Genomic DNA, 17,146 nt, shown 5'->3' with positions numbered 1-17,146 from the left:
GGCAACAGGCAAGATGCCTGTTCCACAATTGATGGGGTTTCTGGCAACAGGCAAGATGCCTGTTCCACAATTGATGGGGTTTCTGGCAACAGGCAAGATGCCTGTTCCACAATTGATGGAGTTGCTGGCCGGGTTGACTCAAAACTGCTGCAAATTGCGGCGGCGGTGGAAAGGGGCGCTTGTCATCCCATCGCCGCAGCGATTTTGCTGGAAGCTCAACAGCAAGGTTTGCCGCTGCTAGCTGCTGAGGATTTCTGCACCGAACCGGGCTTGGGGGTTTCGGCTTTGGTGGAGGGCCGACGGGTGTTCGCGGGGAATGCTGAGTGGATGAAGGAGCAGGGGGTCGCTGTGGCGACGGAATTGTCGGAGTCTTTGCAAGGCAAAACGGCGGTTTACGTGGCTTCTGAGGGCGTTTTGCTGGGGGTAATCGGGCTAAAAGATACTCTGAGGCCGGATGCTAAGGCTGCGGTGGAACGTTTGCGGGGCATGGGATTGCGGGTGATGATGCTGACGGGGGATACGCCGTCGGCGGCGGCGGCGACGGCGCAGCAGCTAGATTTGACGGCGGCTGATGTTTTGGCCGGGGTGCGGCCGGAGGGGAAGGCGAGGGCGATCGCGACTTTGCAAGCCCAAGGCTGTAAAGTGGCTGTGGTGGGAGATGGTATCAATGATGCGCCGGCTTTGGCTCAAGCTGATGTCGGTATCGGTTTACACTGTGGTACTGATGTGGCAGTTGAGACTGCTCAAATTGTGCTGATGCGAAATGCTTTGATGGATGTTGTTGAGTCGATCGAGCTGGGGCGCGCTACTTTTAATAAGATTCGCCAAAATTTATTTTGGGCTTTTGGTTACAATACTCTGGGAATTCCGGTGGCTGCGGGTATCTTGCTGCCTGCAACCGGAATTCTACTCAGTCCTGCGGCGGCCGGAGCATTTATGGCCTTTAGTTCTGTTAGCGTGGTTACAAATTCTTTGTTTTTGCGCCGGGGATTTCGAGCTTAAATTTAGGGATGACCAATAAAAGTACGAGGTCATTGGTCATTAGCTAGAAAGTAATGACTAATGACCTCATCCCAAGACGGATACAAGCCCCCCACACCAGGAGTCGAAACCAAAGAAGTTTCGACGTTAGTTCGAGGCCCCAGATTTATCTGTGGAGTCACTCTAAAATCTAAAATGTAAAATCGACTGACTAATGGCTACAGTGCCATACTTTCCAAGAGTCGCCAATTATTGTTGTTCATAACGGAACGACTCACTAGCTCGAACATTTGACGGCAGTGGTTGTTGGTTTGCAGGGGCAGTTCTTCGTTTTTAATCACGAAGTTCATGCGAACCTCTGAGTCGCTGGCCGTGTTTTTCTCAATTAGGACTTCTGCGGTGACAAGTTTGGCGATCGAAACTTGACCGGGAAGTTCGCGAGCCATGACGGAATCTCCTGTATTGTAGATAATATCAAGATTGCATGACTCTAAAATTTCAATCAGGGATTGACGCAGACGGTCGATCGGAACGGCAACGATAAAAAAACCAGTATAGCGAGCCATAGAAAACTCCAGCCGTGAGGCATTTAGACTTTATTATCATACCGAACCTAGAACCGATCTACAGAACAATATGGATTTATTTTATTCAAATGGGAAGTTAGGGCAATGAAGGGTAAACTTATCGTGTTTGAGGGGGTTGAAGGTGCCGGTAAAACTACGCAAATGCAGCGCCTGATACAGTTCCTGCAAGCAAGTTGCTTTCTCACAGTCCCGTTGGTGGCTACTCGCGAACCGGGGGGTACTGACCTGGGAAGGGGACTGCGACATTTGCTGCTGAAACAAGATGGGGGCGAATCTGTATCCGATCGAGCAGAATTACTCATGTATGCTGCCGATCGCGCTCAGCACGTCGAAACTTTTCTTAAACCCGAGTTATCTAAGGGAACGATTGTTTTATGCGATCGCTTTACTGACTCTACGATTGCTTATCAGGGCTACGGCCGCGGTCTTAATTTAAATTTAATTAAGCAGTTGAATGAAATTGCCACCGGCGGCTTGGAAAGCGATCTGACTTTGTGGCTGGATATTAATGTGGAGGAGGGTTTGGCGAGGGTAAGGGCTCGGGGAGGGTGCGATCGGATCGAGCAAGCGGATTTGAAGTTTCACCGCCTTGTGCAGCAAGGTTTTGCGGACTTAGCCGAGGCCAATAAATCTCGAATTGTTCGCATAAATGCCGATCGGCCTGAATATGAAGTCGCTCAGGAAATTCAAGCTATTGTAACTCGCAGCTTAGAAGCTTGGGGATATTTAAATAATACCAATTCTGAAAAATAGGGTAACACAATCTATAGGGACACTCCAAGATCCCAAGGCGTGTCAACTTAACGTCAAACCGATAGTCCGGCAGGGGTTTAAACCCCTGCCTCAAAGCGAAAGTCCTCTAAAAGAGGACTGAAGAACTCATTAGTCCTCTTTTAGAGGACTTTCGCTATTAGACAGGGAATTCATTCCCTGGCGGACTGACGGGTGGGCGGGAGGACTGGTGGACTAAAAGCTTAAGTTGACACGCCTTGGGCATTGCCGTGTCCGGCTCCGGCAACTTACAATTTAACTTCTTAACTCAAAACAATTATTTAGCAGTCTATTAAACCACAATAACCTTTTGGTATTATTATAGCAACCACCCCCGACGCTTAATATGTTATTAATTGCTGAAACCCTAGATTTTCTTCCTTCTTCCTTCATCCTGACATCCGTTACATCTGAGATATTGTAACATTCTCAATTACTTGTTTAGGAACAGGCATCTTGCCTGTTCCACAAGAAAATTCACTCTTTGTGGAACAGGCATCTTGCCTGTTCGTTGCCGAACTTCCTTCTTCCTGAGCAAACATGGATTATTTTACATCATTAATCGGACAAGAGCGAGCAGTAGAATTGCTAACTCAAGCAGTCGAGCGAAACCGAATTGCTCCTGGTTATTTATTTGTCGGCTCTAACGGCATCGGCAAAAGTTTAGCGGCTCAGTGTTTCATCGAGCTTTTATTCTCAGCCAATATTCCCGAAACCCGACTAATAGCCTCCGTGCAAAATCGCGTGAGGCAGCGAAATCATCCAGACTTACTCTGGGTAGAACCAACTTACATGAACCAAGGCAAACGGCTTACGCCAAAGGAAGCAGAGGAAGCCGGTTTAAAGCGGAAAGCACCACCACAAATTCGCTTAGAACAAGTTCGAGAAATCGGTGATTTTCTCAGCAGACCGCCGCTAGAAGCTGCGCGTTCAGTCGTAGTGTTGGAACAAGCAGAAACAATGGGTGAGGGAGCCGCTAACGGCTTGTTGAAGACTTTGGAAGAACCGGGAAAGGCAGCCCTCGTTTTAATTGCTCCGACTGTGGAACTTTTGCTACCAACTTTAATTTCTCGTTGTCAAAAAATCCAGTTTTCTCGGCTGAATCCCGAAGCAATGGCACAAGTTTTGCAGCAAGCCGGATTCGCGCAAATTTTGAATCATTCCGAGGTACTGGGGATGGCTCAGGGCAGTCCTGGGGAGGCGATTGCTATTTGGCAGCAACTGCAATCAATACCCGATGATTTGCTGCAAAAAGTGAAGCAGTTGCCTCAAAATCTGCGCTCTGCTTTGGAATTGGCCAAGGAAATTGATAAAACTTTAGATACTGAATCTCAGTTGTGGTTAATCGATTATTTACAGCACTGTTACTGGCAGCAATTTTTGGCAGGGGGAATTAGTCGATCGCCCTTAGAGCCCTTGGAAAAAGCGCGGCAATATTTGCTAAACTACGTACAGCCGCGATTAGTTTGGGAATGCACACTAATGGGAATATGTCAAGCATAATTTATTGCCAAGTTTCAACCCAATACGATGAGTAACACGATGGAAAAAGCCACATTTGCCGCCGGTTGTTTTTGGGGAGTTGAACACAAGTTTCGCGCCGTTGCGGGTGTCGTCTCGACTGCTGCGGGCTACACAGGAGGCCACTGGCCGAATCCGTGCTACCTGGATGTTTGCGCCAGAGTCACCGGTCACGCTGAATCAGTGCTGATAGAGTACGATCGATCGCAGGTGAGTTACGAAGCACTGCTAGATGTATTCTGGAACTGTCACGATCCTACCCAAATCAATCGCCAAGGCCCCGACAGAGGCGAACAGTACAGGTCGGTGATTTTTTATCACAATTCCGAACAAGAAAAAGCCGCGCGCATCTCCAAACAAAAATTGCAAATTTCCGGTAAATACGACAAAGATATTGCCACCGAAATCAAACCTGCTGGTGAATTTTATATGGCAGAGGATTACCACCAGCAGTATATTGAGAAGAAGCGGCTTTCGTCAAAAGTTATTAGTTAACAAGTAGGCAGACGGGAGAAAAAAATAAAATATCTTAGGGGCGGGTAACGCAATAATATATACTAGCCACAGTTGATTATTAATGCAACACCCTGCCTCACCCACGCCATGTTTATTTCCACCTACTCAGTAATAAATCATTAGTCATAAGATAGTGTTTGGTAGGGGCAATCCCCGTGTGGTATGCCGATGCGATGGGGATGCGGTGCAATTCTCAGCTTTGACAATTGCCAAAAGCATATAGATGCGGGGCGGGGAATGCCACTCTGAAGAGGATTGAGCGCGTTTTAAACCGCTTGTCATGCAAGTCATAATATGATAAAAATGCTGTATTAGTTGGGCGCGTAAGACCCAAACATTTTTGCAAGGAAGCATAACTGAAGATTGGGCATTTCTGTTTCAATTCTGGTGAGGAAATCCGAATTTTTGCGTCCCGGACTGTAGTAATTAGTCAGAGGATATAAGGAAAAGGGAAGAATATCTAGTTTGGCAGTCTTGCTGGTTTATTTGCTAAGCTAGAGGTGGCGCTCTGTCATCAATAAACCTTAGATTTATGCACAGGTTATTAACTGGGAAACTGCGAGTAGAGCATTTAACAATACCGATCGCTAATCTTCCAGCAAATCTATCCGGTACTAAAATTGTACAGCTTACGGACTTTCACTATGACGGGGTGCGGCTGTCGGAATGGTTGCTAGCAGAGGCGATTGCTGCGGCCAACGAAGCTGAACCCGACATGATTTTTTTAACTGGTGACTTTATTAGCTACGATCCCGCACCTATTTACGGCTTAGTGCAGCGATTGAAAAACTTGCAAAGTCGAGTGGGAATTTACGCGGTTTTGGGCAATCACGACCACTATTTACCGGGGGCAAAAACAGAGGTTACTAATGCTTTAAATAGCGTCGGAATTCGGGTTTTGTACAACGAAGCAATCTATCCTTTGGGGTCTGAATTGGCTTTAGTTGGGCTGGCTGATTTTTGGTCGGGGGATTTTGCGCCTAAACCTGTAATGGCATCCATAAATCCCGCGATTCCTCGGATTGTCTTGTCTCACAATCCTGATACTGCTGAAAAGCTGCAAAATTGGCGAATTGATTTGCAGTTCTCTGGACACACTCACGGCGGTCAAATCGTTATTCCCGGTATCGGCCCTTTGTACGCTTGGGTCAGAAAAATTGGCTATTTTATTCCTAAACGAATCCGAAAGTTCATTCCTTTTCTGTCGGCTTGGGATCGAGTAGTTACTCACTGGGAATGGGCTAGCGGTTTGCATCAGGTTGGGAGTAATTGGCTGTACGTGAATCGCGGTTTGGGGACTTATGCGCCGGGGAGGCTATTTTGTCCGCCGGAGGTGACAGTAATTACTTTGGTTTGTCAACATCTGTAAGGGCTGGTTTAGGGTGCACACTTTCCTGACCAAAGATAATATTTGTACAAAACTAGCCCAGGTTTTCCCGAAAGTAGATAAAGTTATATATGCGGCAGGTGAGGTGTGCATGGAACCCTACCAGATTTTTGGGAAATCCCTATTATTATTAACTGGCTTCTCCAAAGCGATAGCCTCTGCCGTAAACTGTGTGAATTAGCACCGATTCGCCTGGGGCTTCTATTTTGCGGCGCAGCAGGCGAATTTGAGCGGCTAATACATTGCTGCTGGGTTTTTCTGCTTCACTCCACAAATACTGGTGGATTTGTTCGTGTGTTAGCAATTGACCGGTATGGCGCATTAAGTATTCTAATAATTGACATTCTTTTTCTGATAAGTCAATTGTACGATCGCCCCGATAAGCTAATTGATTGTCGTAGTCTAGCTGTAAATCTGCAACTTGCAGCCGCCCGACAGCAACCTCGGCATCAAAAGTAGGAGGCCGCCGCAGCAAGGCGCGGACTCTGGCTAGCAGTTCTCGCAGTTCAAAAGGTTTGACTAAATAGTCGTCTGCACCCGCGTCAAGTCCTTGTACGCGATCGTCTACGGTATCTTTGGCGGTGAGAAATAGCACTGGCGTATTCCTTCCTTGCGATCGCAACTTCTGGCAAATTGCCAGTCCGGTTTGTCTCGGCAGCATCCAATCCAAAATTAGCAAATCGTAATTACCCTGCATGGCTAAATTGCTGCCACTTGCTCCGTCAAATGCCACATCAACTGTATAACCTTCGCGGCTTAAAACTCGACTCAAAGGGTCAGTCAACTCAACTTCATCATCAACTAAAAGAATCCGCATCCTGATTTCATATTTGAGACTTAAAATTTGAGATTTTAAGTTAAGTAAACTGATTTTTGCTAATTTTTCAAGTGGGCAATACTTTCCGATTCGCTGCAAGCTGCTGCTACCCATTCCTGGATGGCAGGCAAGGCCAAAATCGCATCCGCATAAGCTTTTGCTGATGAATCTAATTTGACTTCATAGGTGACAAAACGCATCACAACTGGGGCAAACATAGCGTCAACAACTGTGAATTTTCCGAACAGCATATCGCCGCCTGTGCCGAATTTTGGCCGGCATTCGCGCCAAATGGCAAAGATGCGATCGATCTCTGCTTCTACACCGGGAGTCCTTCCTTCTCCCGGATAGCGGTTGCGGCAGTCCATCGGCATATTTGCGCGCAAATTTAGGAACCCTGCGTGCATTTCCGCACAGATGGAACGGGCGATCGCCCGTTCCGCTACATCGGCCGGCCACAAATCATTAGCAAAGCGTTCTGCAACGTATTCGCAAATTGCTAAAGATTCCCACACTTTCAGGTCGCCGTCGATTAAAACTGGTACTTTTCCCGAGGGAGAATAGCGCCGAATTTCCTCATGGGTTGTCGGCCAGTCTAAGGGGATTCTCACCTCGGCAAATTCAAGTCCCGCTTGTTTCATCGCCAGCCAAGGACGCAGCGACCAAGAGGAATAATTTTTGTTGCCAATAACAAGTGTCAATTCGGTCATAGTTTAGCTGTCAGCTATTGGCGATCGCCCGTTAAAGTTTAAGTTTTAGAGTTGAATACACAAAAGCGTGACACACAATGGCTATCGCACGTTAGCGAAGCCCGCCCCTACGGGGGCTACGCCAACGAAGAGGATCGCCGCGTTGTCTGCACCAGCCTCTGCAAGCATTTTACATTAACAGCCTCCCAGCGTTCCGCGTTTTTCTGCAAACTTCGATCGGGGGGCGCGATCGAACACGCTTGATTCCACATGAGATGAGAAGCCTCTGTCCCTGGGAACCCTGGCCTGGTTAGCGCTAGGCACAGCTACTGTATAGTCCATTTCCTCCTTTTCTACACCACCGCCTGAGAGGATTTCATCTACTGTAATCTTTTTCAGGGAATCCGGGTCTACACTGTGAAAATTTTCGTCAAATTCTTGATTGTTTTCCATACCGACCGCCCTTGAAAAACGTGACGAAATAAAAACTTACTAAATATAATATATACCCAAAGAAATGATCTAGCAAGACCCGAAATTTATTTTTCGCTATGAACTCTATGTGTTATTCTGAGTTTGGTAAAAGCTGTTTCTGCTTAGGCCGCGATCGCCCCCTTCTAAAATTTAGAAATTTACACTCTAAAAATTGACATGATTACTGTTGCACTTCCCAAAGGCGGATTGTTAGGAGATAGCATTCGGCTGTTTAAATCGGTTGGATTAGACTTCAGTGCTTTTCTCGATTCCTCTAACCGACAACTTCAAATTTATGACCCGACCGGCACTGCCAAAGCTTTGCTAGTAAGGACGCACGACGTGCCGGTTTATGTGGAATACGGTCAAGCGGATTTGGGGATTGCTGGCTATGATGTTTTGCGGGAAAAAAAGCCGAAAGTTGCAAATTTAATTGATTTAAAATTTGGCAAGTGTCGGCTGTCGGTGGCGGTGAAGGAATCTAGTTCTTATCGACGAACTGTGGATTTACCTCCTCACGGTAGAGTTGCTTCTAAGTTCGTACACTGTGCAAGGGAATATTTTCACAATTTGAATTTGCCGGTGGAAATTGTGCCGCTTTACGGTTCTGTGGAGTTAGGGCCGATTACGGGTATGTCGGAGGCAATTGTGGATTTGGTTGCGACTGGCAAAACTTTGCAGGAAAATGGTTTGGTGGAAATTGATGTTTTGTTTGAAAGTTCAGCTTATTTGATCGGTCATCCTCTGAGTTACCGTTTGAATGCGGGGGGGGTGAATGAGTTGATCGGGAAGTTGAGAGAGCAAGTTTTGACGACTGTTTAAGGGTCTAAAATTAGAGTGCTTTGATTTGTTCGTAGATAAGTAGGGAAACGGCATTGCCCATTGGCGTCAACTTAAGCTGTCAGTCCGCCCAGTCCGCCAGGGAATGAATTCCCTGTCTAATAGCTAAAGTCCTCTCAAAGAGGACTGAAGAACTCATTAGTCCTATGCAAGAGGACTTTAGCTTTGAGGCGGGGGTTGAAACCCCTGCCGGACTATTAGTTGTACGTTAAGTTGATACTAAACCGCAATGTTGTGTCCTACTCCCTGCGCCGGACACGGCAATGCCGTGTCCCTACAGATGCTAGCCTACTTTTCATAATTGGTATAGGTTCGTAGCCAGGACTTTAGTCCTTATTTGCGCTAAGAAAGATGACTTCAGTCCTCACCAGGAACGGGATTATTTTAGCTTAGGATCGCGAATTAAATAATTTACACTCTTGAAAGTGGGGAGTAGGGGTTGGGGCTAAGAGCCCGCCCTTTCTGGACGGGCGGGACGCCCATCCCACAAGAACCATCACGCATTGTAAGTTATTTAATTCTCATTCCTTAGCTGGTATTTGCGGTAATAAAGAGGACTGAAATCCTCAGTACGAACTGGTTCTATTTAGTTGATTTCTGAGCGGTTACTTACAGGTATAAAACCTAGTTTTTCCTGGCAGCGGTTGATATAAAAACTTACGACTGTATCAGCAGGGTTTTGTTCGATTAGTTGCTGAAAATATCCCAAGGCGGCGACAAATCTTTCGGATTGCCATCCTTGAATTCCTTTGTCAAATAAACCCTGGGTAAGCTGCTTTGCCTCAGAGTCGGGACAGGAGGCACTCCAGATTTCGTAGATTTCAATAGCTTCCTGCTTGCCGCGCGGGGTTACTCGATCGATCCAGCGATAGTAATAATTGTTGCTGGGCAAATGGCTGTCAGCAGCAGTCGCCCCAGAAGTAGAAATAATACTCTCCTGTGTTTCCACTTCTAAGTCGCACTTTAATAATAGACTTTCTTTTGAGTTTGAGTTGAGACTTATGCCATTTAGAAATTCTCTCGCATGAACAATGGCATTTTCGCTAACAATAATTTGGCAGCCGTATATTTTAGTTAAATTTTCTAACCGAGAAGCTGTATTTACCACATCGCCGATGACTGTAGAGTCCATGCGGCGATCGGAACCTAAAGTGCCGATCATGCCGATACCTGTGTTAATTCCCGTACCAATATTGACGGGAGATTCTAAATTGTATTTGTGGCGACTGGCATTAAATTCTTGCAAAGTTTCTTGCATTGCTACTGCGGCTTCGATCGCATTCATGGCGTGAGAATTTGGCTGGTCAAATACTGCCATGATTGCATCGCCTAGGTATTTGTCAATAAACCCGCCGTGAGACGTTATGCACTCGTTCATTTTAGTAAAAAAAGCGTTCAACCATTCAAAAGTCTCGCGAACTTGTTGAGATTCGGCGATCGCAGTAAACCCGCGAATGTCGCAAAATAAAACAGTCAGCTCTTCTTCTGTGGCATTGCCCAACTGAATAGATTCTATTCCTTGCGGCGCAATTCGCTCCAGAATTTGCTCTGGCACAAATAGCTGAAATTTTTCTGACAGATATTCGTTGGCTTCCCAAGCGGCGGCGATTTGGCGTTTGCTTTGCTCTTTTACCTGCTGGTTGAATTGGGAAGATACAGCTTGCGATCGCATTTGACTCAACTGCAAAATATTTTCAACTTTTGCCAGCAACAAACGACTGTTAAAAGGCTTTGTCAAATAATCATCGGCCATCATTTCTAACCCTTTGATGCGAGACATATCGTCATTGAGGGCAGTTAAAAAAATCACCGGTACAGTTTGCAATGCCGTATCCTTCCGCAGGATCTCGCACACATCAAAACCGTCCATCTCCGGCATCATAATATCTAGTAAAATTAAATCGGGTCGAGAGGCGCGGGCAAGGGAGAGCGCTTCATGACCAGATAGCACTGATACTGTAGCGTATCCTTTGAGGTGCAATAACTCTTCCAGTAAAATCAGATTAGCTGGCTCGTCATCAACCAACATGATGCAGGGCGACTTGTTTGACATGGAATATGATAGGTAAAGTTTTGCCACCGATCGGCAAGGACGAAGGATTGAGGTATTTAGCTACGATTGACTTACGATCGCCTAGAAATCGGATTTTTTCCGAAAATACTGCATGAAGACTTTTAATCGGGGTAAAAAACCCGGTTTCTTTAGTCTAATAGCGTCCAGAACTGATTGTGCTGTATTCTTTAGTCTTTCCCCTCGTTCCTGAAAAGAGATGTCCCCGATCGATCGCCGAAATAGTTGAGTTAGGTTAATATAAGTTGATTTTACATTGAATCTAAAATTTCTCTACTATTGAGTTTAGCGTTTCGCATCATGAAATGTAATAAATTACACCTCTGTGGCAGTGAACCCAGGATTAGTGGCAGTTGGAAAGTCGGAGGCCCAGCAGTGGCAAATACAATAGTGCGATCGAAGACAGCCTCACGTAGGGCTGTTTTCTTTTTCCCTAATAGTCTTGGACGCACGGGTGGCCAGAAACCGGGTTTTTTTACGAAAATCCTCTGCTGTAGTCCGCAGATTAGGTAAAAAACCCGGTTTCTTTGTCGGCCCTGGCGTAAGTTCTGCCTAAAAAACCGATTCCTACGATCGGTTATCGGCCATGAGGTGTCAAATCAGTGCGATCGGGCAAAGCAAACACAACTTTCAATCGGATATCGGGGACTCGCTGGCGACACAACTGAAGATGTCCGTCAGCGTCCGATCGATTGCGGTATCGCCCGACAATCGCCCATTGCAAATTGGGAAGCAAACGGGCAACCGCCCAAGGCTTGAGGCACTCTTTGTAAGTCATAATGGTTTTATCTCCATTGCATAAGGGAGCCATAGCCAGCGCGGACACTTGGTAGGTAGAGGCGCTGGCTTTTGATTTATTACTCATTTTATAGCGCTAGCGCATATATGTCAACATATATGCTTAACTACATAGGTGTGAAAGTTCTAGTTCTGACACTGAAATACTCATAAGCTAATGGGTATGTATCGAGTAAAAGTTAGAGTCAAAGAGCTTTGCCAAGAGCGGAACTGGAGCCTTAACGAACTAAGCAGACGTTCTGGTGTCACATACACTACCGTTCGCCGTTATGCAATGCAGCCAATGGCGAAGATAGAAATAGACGCAGTTAGCCGCATTAAGGAAACGTTTGGCTGTTCTTGGGATGAGTTGTTGGAATTGCTTGGAGATAATTCTTTTGAGGAGTGAGTGCGATCGCTTGTTCATTTTTATAGGAGGGATGAGGGGTGCGATCACTATCTGGACGATTGCTTTGAGCGTGGAAATGAAATTAATGTTAATTTTTTCAGCTTCTTGCTGAAATTGTGATCTCTACTAAGCGTCAATTTGTGCCTTATCTGATGAGTACGCTGTAATGCTTGCACAAATAAGAAAATAGCTAACCCTATTATGAGGTGTGTGATATCATACTTGTATGAGAGAAACAGAACTAGCGTCTAACTATTAGCTCAATGGCTGCAATTAGAGTTAAATATTCATAGTGAAAACAGAGATATTATGAGCATTACTCCAAAAGGTATAAGTGTATTAGAGTTGTACCGACTTTATAGAACAAAAAAGTTAATCGTCAACCGTAGATATCAACGCAAGCTTGTATGGACAAAAGCGGAAAAGGCTTGTCTCATAGAGAGTTTATTACTGAATTATCCAATTCCATTGATTTTACTTGGAAAATTCAAAAGTAGTGAAGGAGAAGATATATATGAAATAATTGATGGAATGCAAAGACTTAATGCAATATTCAGTTTTATTGAAAATCAGTTTACAGTTCACGAAAAATATTTTGATTTAACTAAACATCCCTTTGCCAATCAGTTATGTCAGTAAGGTGTATTTAAACCTACATATCCTGAAAACAACCCACCAAGTTTTTTGGATTCTGATGAGTGTGCTAAGTTTTTAGAATATTCCCTAGCGGTCACAATTTATAGAGCAAATTCGATTACAGAAATTGAAGATATCTTTAACAGAATTAACTCCAATGGTAAACATTTATCAGCTCAAGAAGTAAGACAAGCAGGAGTGACAACAGAATTTTCAGGATTAGTGAGACAACTTGCTTCTGAAATTCGTGGTGATGTCTCCAAAGAAGAACTGCCACTCACAGATATGCCCGAAATTAGTATTGATGCTAAATCCATCGATCTAGGCTATGGAGTGCTTGCGGAAGATACATTTTGGTGTCGTCAAGGGGTTTTACGTGTTTCTGGTTTACGGGACAGCGAAGATGAGCAGCTAATAGCAGACATAATACTTTCTGTAGCATTGGGAAAGCCTTTTGCAGCTAGTAAAGAAAACTTCGACTCTTACTATGGAAAAGGCGAAGATAATAAGTTAGATGAAATCCAACTAGGAATTGCTAGATATGGATCAGACAATCTGAAACTAGATATTAAAACGGTTCTATCCCATATCAAAAATGCAATTAAAGCCTCAGCAGTCGATAACGAAAAAAACTTTTTAAGAAATATATTGAGCCGTCGTCCAGGAGTAGGAAATCCAGTAAAAGAACCTTTTTATACGTTGTTTATGACTTTTTACGATCTTATTATAAAAAACTCACAAGAGCCATTTGACTATGAGCAAATTTTTAAGGCTGTATCGGGCTTGATTGACAAGATTAAAATGAGTCCAACTACCACAACAGCAAATAGAACTCAGAACCTAAATCTTACTAAAGGCTTGGTGCAAAATTATTTTAAACCATCAAATAGTTCGACTCGTAGTAGTGGGTCATATGCTGTAGATTTTGAAGTTTACTTGAGACGCTCAAAAACTGAGGCTCCTAATTATGATTTTAAACAAGGGCTTTATAGTTTAGACGAAAAGAAGAGAAAATTTGATGATGAAAATTTTGATAAAATTCTCCAAAATATTGCTGCAATGGCAAATTTAGGCAAAGGACAGAAAGGGTACATATTTATCGGCGTGTCTGACAAAGAAAAAGATACTCAACGCATTGAAAGTTTAGACAATATTGTAGCCCCTCGGTTTTACTCATTTGGTATCGTGGGTTTAGAGAGAGAAGCATCTCTTAAAGGAACTGACATTGATGATTACGGTCTTTTCATTACTAGAAAAATTCGTGATTCAAAATTACCTGAATGGTTAAAAACAGCGGTTAATACAAAGGTAACTCCCATCACATATATGGATCGCACAGTATTAATGATTGAGGTAAGGGCTGGTGATCAGCCAGTATGGTATGGAGATAAGCTGTATATCCGTGATGGACATGAAAAGAAATCGCAAGATGTACCGCAAGAAGTAGCTGGTGAGCAGATAGCAGCAGTTTACAATCTCTTCAAGTAAATAGACGCGATCGCCCCCACCCTCATCAAATCAATCTACTTGGATGCGATCGCCCTCCGGGAAATTACAGAGTGCGATCGCTTAATTGAACAAAAACAACCCCGGATCGACGTGAAAAAACCTCCCCAAAGCCTCAGCTTGTTTCTTAGTGATTTCTAGCCGATCGTTAATTACCTCAACTACCGCCTCACTCGAACCCATAATTTCTACTAAATCCTCTGCTTCTAGACTCCGAGCATCCATCAAATGCAGCAGCCTTGACTTTGGCGTTGATGTATTAATTTGATAGTGCCGATCTTCAAAATCCTCAATCAGTTTTACCAGCAGTTCCAACAGCGCATCTTCTTCTGGAGTCAGATTTGGACGTGAGAGTAATTCTTCAACAATTTCCAAAAATATCTCGTTTTCCTCTTCAGTTTTGATAATTCGAGGCTGATATTGAGAGAGCAAGCTACTGTAAATTTTTAGATCAAAAGTAATAGTCATTTTTCCAGGTTTCCTTATCATACTCGGCGTGAGTGAAAACGTATTTTATATAAATAATTTGCTTCTCATAGTTAATACTCGCGATTAAGCGATATTTATTTCCTTTGATATTAAAAACGGTAAAATTTCCAACTGCTTCAGCTTTGAGATAAACAGCTTGAACTTCAACAAGATTATTCCAGGCTGCTTTACTGGCAATTTTATACCAGTCATCGAGCGCTTCGCAGGAATCAGCGTGACTTTGGCAGTAGTCTCTTAATTTTTTCCGACTGATAACGTGCATTTAGCTATCATTAGGAGATTATTTTCTAGATGTCTGAATCCCGTCATTATCTATTATATAGCGCGTCTCAATCATTTCAAGCAAATTTTTGTTGGCACTTTGATGGACAAGCTTTTCTCATCCCGCGCCAGCTAAGAGTTACTTTGAGAAGCTTTGTATAAATGCTGTTTAAGTGAGAAAAGAACGGACTGTAGCGATCGCCAAATTCAAATCCAGTGGCTTGCTCAAATAAGCAGAAGCGCCAGCTTCCAAACATCGCTCACTGTCACCGGGCATCGCCATCGCCGTCACCGCAATCATCGGTACCGAATCCCAGACAGGATCTGCTTTAACTCGGCGCATCAACTCAAAGCCGTCAACATCCGGCAACTGAATGTCCATCAAAATCAAATCCGGCAGCAACTCCGGGGCTGCAGAGGCGGCGAGAATACGATCGGCCATAGCCGAACCATCGGCGAGTATCTCTACCCCGTACCCCTCCAATTCCATCACCTCAGAAATTAACATTTGGTTAAAAGGCTGGTCTTCGACAACCAAAATCCGCTTCCTGGCAATTGGTAAAGCAATCGCAGAAGCAGGAACTAACTTGGTATCCAAAGCACAAGAAGCAAAGTTTCCCAACTGTTGACGCATCTCCGTCAAAGGCAGCCAAACGCGGAAAATACTTCCCCGATCGCAAACAGATTGAAAAGAAACAGTTCCCCCGTGCAATTCTGCCAATCGCTTAGTCAAAGCCAAACCCAAACCTGTACCTTCGTGGCGCCGAGTCAGGGAAGAATCCACCTGTTGAAAAGGTCGAAATAGCAAGTGCCAGCGGTCTTGAGGAATGCCGATGCCGGAGTCTTTCACCTCAAAACAAAAATAAGGAGTGCTGGCATTTACAGGAGAACAATCCGGTCGGTAGTCGCCGTCTATTTCGCTGCCATAGGCCAGACGCCCGCTGAGTTTAACTTGTCCCTGTTCGGGGGTAAATTTGATGGCATTGGAAAGTAAATTAATCACAATTTGTCGCACTCGCCGTTCGTCGAGCCAAACTTTAGTAATACGGTTGTCGAGTTCTAAAGACAAACCGATTCGCTTTTTGTCGGCCCGCGGCTGCATCATTTTCATACAGTCTGTCGCGAGTTCTTGAACGCGAACAGGCTGTAAGTTTAGTTCTACTTTCCCGGCTTCAATTTTAGAAAGATCGAGAATATCGTTGATTAGCTGCAACAAGTGCTGGCCGCTTTTTTCGATCAGGTCTACATAGTTGATTTGTCGATCGCTCAACTGTCCGGCCGTTTGCCGCAGCAGCAAGTCAGAAAAGCCGAGAATGCTGTTGAGAGGCGTCCGCAATTCGTGGGACATTGAGGCTAAAAACTCGGATTTCAACTGAGAAGAATACTCTAATTCTTCATTAACTTGGCGCAAGTTCTCTTGTGTTTGAGCCCGCTCGATCGCCGCCCCCAGAGTCCGGCAAGCAGCCTCCAGCACTTCTTGGTGGACGGCGGCTTGCAGTTTTTTGATGTTGCGGGACTCCAGCGTCAGCACTCCGATGATCGTGCCGTTGGTAGCTGCGATCGGAAAAATGCCCAGTTGTCCGATTCCCGGATGCCGAAATTCCGGCACGGCATTGGGATGTTGGGCATAATCCTCGACAAACACAGGTTTACCAGTTTTCACCACTTCCCACAGCAAACCGATGCCGTAGGGAATGCCTTTGTCGAGCAATTCTTGCATTCCTGCGACTACGGGTTCCCCGTAAGTAGCCAAAAATTGACTAGAAACTTGGTTGCAAATCCCCGACGCTTGGCGATCGTTTCCCTTGCCGTTAATCACCTTGACATCTCCGAAAGCTGCATTCATTGCCTCTACTAAATAGGTGAGGGCAAACTGACCTATTTCTTGCAAACTGTCAGATTTTTGCAGGCGTTCGGTTAAACCTAAAAGAAAGCTCAGACGCCTGACTTCTGCGTTCAAGCTAGCTTGGGAGTTTCGGTATACCGTAACGTCTCTAAAGGTAAACAGCCGTCCGCCGCTGTTGGTAATCGTGGCACACACCTCCAAACAAACCCCATTGGATTGCTCGAAATAAAATGATAAACTTTCATCCTGAGATTTTTCGAGTGCTTGCTGAAACTCTTGCCACTGCTGAAGGGACAAGTAACCCCGATCGACAATTTCCGCAAACAGCAAGTGGCACTTCGGTTTTGTTTCCAGCCATTCTGGGGACAGTTGCCAGATTCCTGCCAATTTTTTGTTAAACAAAACTAAGCAGTCAGACGAGTCGAACAGAGCGATCGCATTGTCTACTTGATTGAGAATCAGTTCTTGGTCTGCCCTCAACTGGTGCAAGTCTCTCTCCATTTTCTCTGTGTGTGTAGCTCTTAGTTTTGTTGTCATAACTTTCTAGGGATATGGCAAGAGTTCTTTG

Annotated in this window: 19 protein-coding genes; 9 read left to right on the top strand and 10 right to left on the bottom strand. The window is 44.8% G+C overall.

What is annotated here, in order from left to right; translation table 11 throughout:
- Positions 1–1,002: HAD-IC family P-type ATPase (locus QUB12_RS28240; RefSeq protein WP_333146827.1), on the top strand; the 1,002-nt coding region annotated here is incomplete at its 5' end.
- A 197-nt stretch (positions 1,003–1,199) separates the two neighbouring features.
- On the opposite strand, the gene QUB12_RS28235 is transcribed toward QUB12_RS28240, so the two are convergent.
- Entirely contained in the window at positions 1,200–1,547 is a 348-nt protein-coding gene (locus QUB12_RS28235; RefSeq protein ID WP_333146829.1) for a hypothetical protein, read from the bottom strand.
- 105 nt (positions 1,548–1,652) lie between these two features.
- Between QUB12_RS28235 and tmk the strand changes: the two genes are divergently transcribed.
- A complete protein-coding gene (gene tmk / locus QUB12_RS28230) occupies positions 1,653–2,321 on the top strand; it encodes a dTMP kinase (RefSeq protein ID WP_333309393.1) in 669 nt (222 codons plus the stop codon).
- Between the two features lie 422 nt (positions 2,322–2,743).
- On the opposite strand, the gene QUB12_RS28225 is transcribed toward tmk, so the two are convergent.
- Positions 2,744–2,881: a hypothetical protein gene (locus QUB12_RS28225; protein WP_333146833.1), complete on the bottom strand. Its 138-nt coding sequence runs from the start codon at positions 2,879–2,881 to the stop codon at positions 2,744–2,746.
- On the opposite strand from QUB12_RS28225, the gene QUB12_RS28220 reads away from it, so the two are divergent.
- The 3 genes from QUB12_RS28220 (at position 2,880) to QUB12_RS28210 (ending at position 5,745) form a co-directional block, all read left to right on the top strand.
- On the top strand, positions 2,880–3,842 hold the full coding sequence (locus QUB12_RS28220; RefSeq protein WP_333309391.1) for a DNA polymerase III subunit delta': 963 nt from the start codon (positions 2,880–2,882) through the stop codon (positions 3,840–3,842). The genes QUB12_RS28225 and QUB12_RS28220 overlap by 2 nt on opposite strands.
- A 39-nt stretch (positions 3,843–3,881) precedes the next feature.
- Positions 3,882–4,355 carry a peptide-methionine (S)-S-oxide reductase MsrA gene (gene msrA, locus QUB12_RS28215; protein WP_333146862.1) on the top strand — a complete coding sequence of 158 codons (474 nt, stop codon included), beginning with the start codon at positions 3,882–3,884 and terminating at the stop codon, positions 4,353–4,355.
- A gap of 553 nt (positions 4,356–4,908) precedes the next feature.
- Complete coding sequence (locus QUB12_RS28210; protein ID WP_333309389.1) at positions 4,909–5,745, top strand: metallophosphoesterase; 837 nt, start codon at positions 4,909–4,911, stop codon at positions 5,743–5,745.
- Positions 5,746–5,893: 148 nt separating this feature from the next.
- On the opposite strand, the gene rppA is transcribed toward QUB12_RS28210, so the two are convergent.
- The 3 genes from rppA to QUB12_RS28195 all read right to left on the bottom strand — a co-directional run bounded on the left by rppA (position 5,894) and on the right by QUB12_RS28195 (position 7,722).
- Positions 5,894–6,580, bottom strand: coding sequence for a two-component system response regulator RppA (gene rppA / locus QUB12_RS28205; protein WP_333146840.1), 687 nt, complete (start codon positions 6,578–6,580; stop codon positions 5,894–5,896).
- Positions 6,581–6,639: 59 nt separating this feature from the next.
- Positions 6,640–7,290, bottom strand: coding sequence for a glutathione S-transferase family protein (locus tag QUB12_RS28200; protein ID WP_333309387.1), 651 nt, complete (start codon positions 7,288–7,290; stop codon positions 6,640–6,642).
- A gap of 174 nt (positions 7,291–7,464) precedes the next feature.
- Positions 7,465–7,722 (bottom strand): hypothetical protein, encoded by a 258-nt coding sequence (locus tag QUB12_RS28195; protein WP_333309386.1) that lies wholly within the window; start codon positions 7,720–7,722, stop codon positions 7,465–7,467.
- A 198-nt stretch (positions 7,723–7,920) separates the two neighbouring features.
- Here QUB12_RS28195 and hisG point away from each other — a divergent pair, with 198 nt between their 5' ends.
- Positions 7,921–8,565: an ATP phosphoribosyltransferase gene (hisG, locus tag QUB12_RS28190; protein WP_333309384.1), complete on the top strand. Its 645-nt coding sequence runs from the start codon at positions 7,921–7,923 to the stop codon at positions 8,563–8,565.
- Between the two features lie 604 nt (positions 8,566–9,169).
- Here hisG and QUB12_RS28185 read toward each other — a convergent pair.
- Both QUB12_RS28185 and QUB12_RS28180 read right to left on the bottom strand, forming a co-directional pair.
- Positions 9,170–10,636 carry a response regulator gene (locus tag QUB12_RS28185; protein WP_333309382.1) on the bottom strand — a complete coding sequence of 489 codons (1,467 nt, stop codon included), beginning with the start codon at positions 10,634–10,636 and terminating at the stop codon, positions 9,170–9,172.
- 595 nt (positions 10,637–11,231) lie between these two features.
- Positions 11,232–11,519 (bottom strand): hypothetical protein, encoded by a 288-nt coding sequence (locus tag QUB12_RS28180; protein ID WP_333309380.1) that lies wholly within the window; start codon positions 11,517–11,519, stop codon positions 11,232–11,234.
- A gap of 96 nt (positions 11,520–11,615) precedes the next feature.
- On the opposite strand from QUB12_RS28180, the gene QUB12_RS28175 reads away from it, so the two are divergent.
- The 3 genes from QUB12_RS28175 to QUB12_RS28165 all read left to right on the top strand — a co-directional run bounded on the left by QUB12_RS28175 (position 11,616) and on the right by QUB12_RS28165 (position 13,964).
- Positions 11,616–11,840 (top strand): helix-turn-helix transcriptional regulator, encoded by a 225-nt coding sequence (locus QUB12_RS28175; RefSeq protein WP_333309378.1) that lies wholly within the window; start codon positions 11,616–11,618, stop codon positions 11,838–11,840.
- 309 nt (positions 11,841–12,149) lie between these two features.
- Positions 12,150–12,479 (top strand): DUF262 domain-containing protein, encoded by a 330-nt coding sequence (locus QUB12_RS28170; RefSeq protein WP_333146851.1) that lies wholly within the window; start codon positions 12,150–12,152, stop codon positions 12,477–12,479.
- A gap of 45 nt (positions 12,480–12,524) precedes the next feature.
- Positions 12,525–13,964, top strand: coding sequence for an ATP-binding protein (locus QUB12_RS28165; protein ID WP_333146853.1), 1,440 nt, complete (start codon positions 12,525–12,527; stop codon positions 13,962–13,964).
- A gap of 81 nt (positions 13,965–14,045) precedes the next feature.
- Here QUB12_RS28165 and QUB12_RS28160 read toward each other — a convergent pair whose 3' ends face one another.
- The 3 genes from QUB12_RS28160 to QUB12_RS28150 form a co-directional block, all read right to left on the bottom strand.
- A complete protein-coding gene (locus QUB12_RS28160; RefSeq protein WP_333146855.1) occupies positions 14,046–14,450 on the bottom strand; it encodes a transcriptional regulator in 405 nt (134 codons plus the stop codon).
- Positions 14,434–14,733 (bottom strand): type II toxin-antitoxin system HigB family toxin, encoded by a 300-nt coding sequence (locus QUB12_RS28155; protein WP_333146857.1) that lies wholly within the window; start codon positions 14,731–14,733, stop codon positions 14,434–14,436. The genes QUB12_RS28160 and QUB12_RS28155 overlap by 17 nt, the downstream gene beginning before the upstream one ends.
- Positions 14,734–14,901: 168 nt before the next feature.
- The gene (locus QUB12_RS28150; protein WP_333309376.1) at positions 14,902–17,115 is read right to left on the bottom strand and encodes an ATP-binding protein; all 2,214 of its coding nucleotides are present in this window, start codon (positions 17,113–17,115) and stop codon (positions 14,902–14,904) included.
- Positions 17,116–17,146 lie beyond the last annotated feature (31 nt).

Origin of the sequence: Microcoleus sp. B7-D4 (genome assembly GCF_036705125.1) — a bacterium.
Taxonomy (GTDB): Bacteria; Cyanobacteriota; Cyanobacteriia; order Cyanobacteriales; family Microcoleaceae; genus Microcoleus.
This window is presented reverse-complemented; position numbering and strand designations above follow the sequence as displayed.

What these genes read in the sequence shown, in the direction of transcription:
- QUB12_RS28150 (WP_333309376.1), bottom strand. Translation starts at nt 17,115, where the DNA reads ATGACAACAAAACTAAGAGCTACACACACAGAGAAAATGGAGAGAGAC.
- QUB12_RS28155 (WP_333146857.1), bottom strand. Translation starts at nt 14,733, where the DNA reads ATGCACGTTATCAGTCGGAAAAAATTAAGAGACTACTGCCAAAGTCAC.
- msrA (WP_333146862.1), top strand. Translation starts at nt 3,882, where the DNA reads ATGGAAAAAGCCACATTTGCCGCCGGTTGTTTTTGGGGAGTTGAACAC.
- QUB12_RS28160 (WP_333146855.1), bottom strand. Translation starts at nt 14,450, where the DNA reads ATGACTATTACTTTTGATCTAAAAATTTACAGTAGCTTGCTCTCTCAA.
- QUB12_RS28235 (WP_333146829.1), bottom strand. Translation starts at nt 1,547, where the DNA reads ATGGCTCGCTATACTGGTTTTTTTATCGTTGCCGTTCCGATCGACCGT.
- QUB12_RS28185 (WP_333309382.1), bottom strand. Translation starts at nt 10,636, where the DNA reads ATGTCAAACAAGTCGCCCTGCATCATGTTGGTTGATGACGAGCCAGCT.
- tmk (WP_333309393.1), top strand. Translation starts at nt 1,653, where the DNA reads ATGAAGGGTAAACTTATCGTGTTTGAGGGGGTTGAAGGTGCCGGTAAA.
- QUB12_RS28170 (WP_333146851.1), top strand. Translation starts at nt 12,150, where the DNA reads ATGAGCATTACTCCAAAAGGTATAAGTGTATTAGAGTTGTACCGACTT.
- hisG (WP_333309384.1), top strand. Translation starts at nt 7,921, where the DNA reads ATGATTACTGTTGCACTTCCCAAAGGCGGATTGTTAGGAGATAGCATT.
- QUB12_RS28225 (WP_333146833.1), bottom strand. Translation starts at nt 2,881, where the DNA reads ATGTTTGCTCAGGAAGAAGGAAGTTCGGCAACGAACAGGCAAGATGCC.
- QUB12_RS28220 (WP_333309391.1), top strand. Translation starts at nt 2,880, where the DNA reads ATGGATTATTTTACATCATTAATCGGACAAGAGCGAGCAGTAGAATTG.
- QUB12_RS28200 (WP_333309387.1), bottom strand. Translation starts at nt 7,290, where the DNA reads ATGACCGAATTGACACTTGTTATTGGCAACAAAAATTATTCCTCTTGG.
- QUB12_RS28195 (WP_333309386.1), bottom strand. Translation starts at nt 7,722, where the DNA reads ATGGAAAACAATCAAGAATTTGACGAAAATTTTCACAGTGTAGACCCG.
- QUB12_RS28210 (WP_333309389.1), top strand. Translation starts at nt 4,909, where the DNA reads ATGCACAGGTTATTAACTGGGAAACTGCGAGTAGAGCATTTAACAATA.
- QUB12_RS28180 (WP_333309380.1), bottom strand. Translation starts at nt 11,519, where the DNA reads ATGAGTAATAAATCAAAAGCCAGCGCCTCTACCTACCAAGTGTCCGCG.
- rppA (WP_333146840.1), bottom strand. Translation starts at nt 6,580, where the DNA reads ATGCGGATTCTTTTAGTTGATGATGAAGTTGAGTTGACTGACCCTTTG.
- QUB12_RS28175 (WP_333309378.1), top strand. Translation starts at nt 11,616, where the DNA reads ATGTATCGAGTAAAAGTTAGAGTCAAAGAGCTTTGCCAAGAGCGGAAC.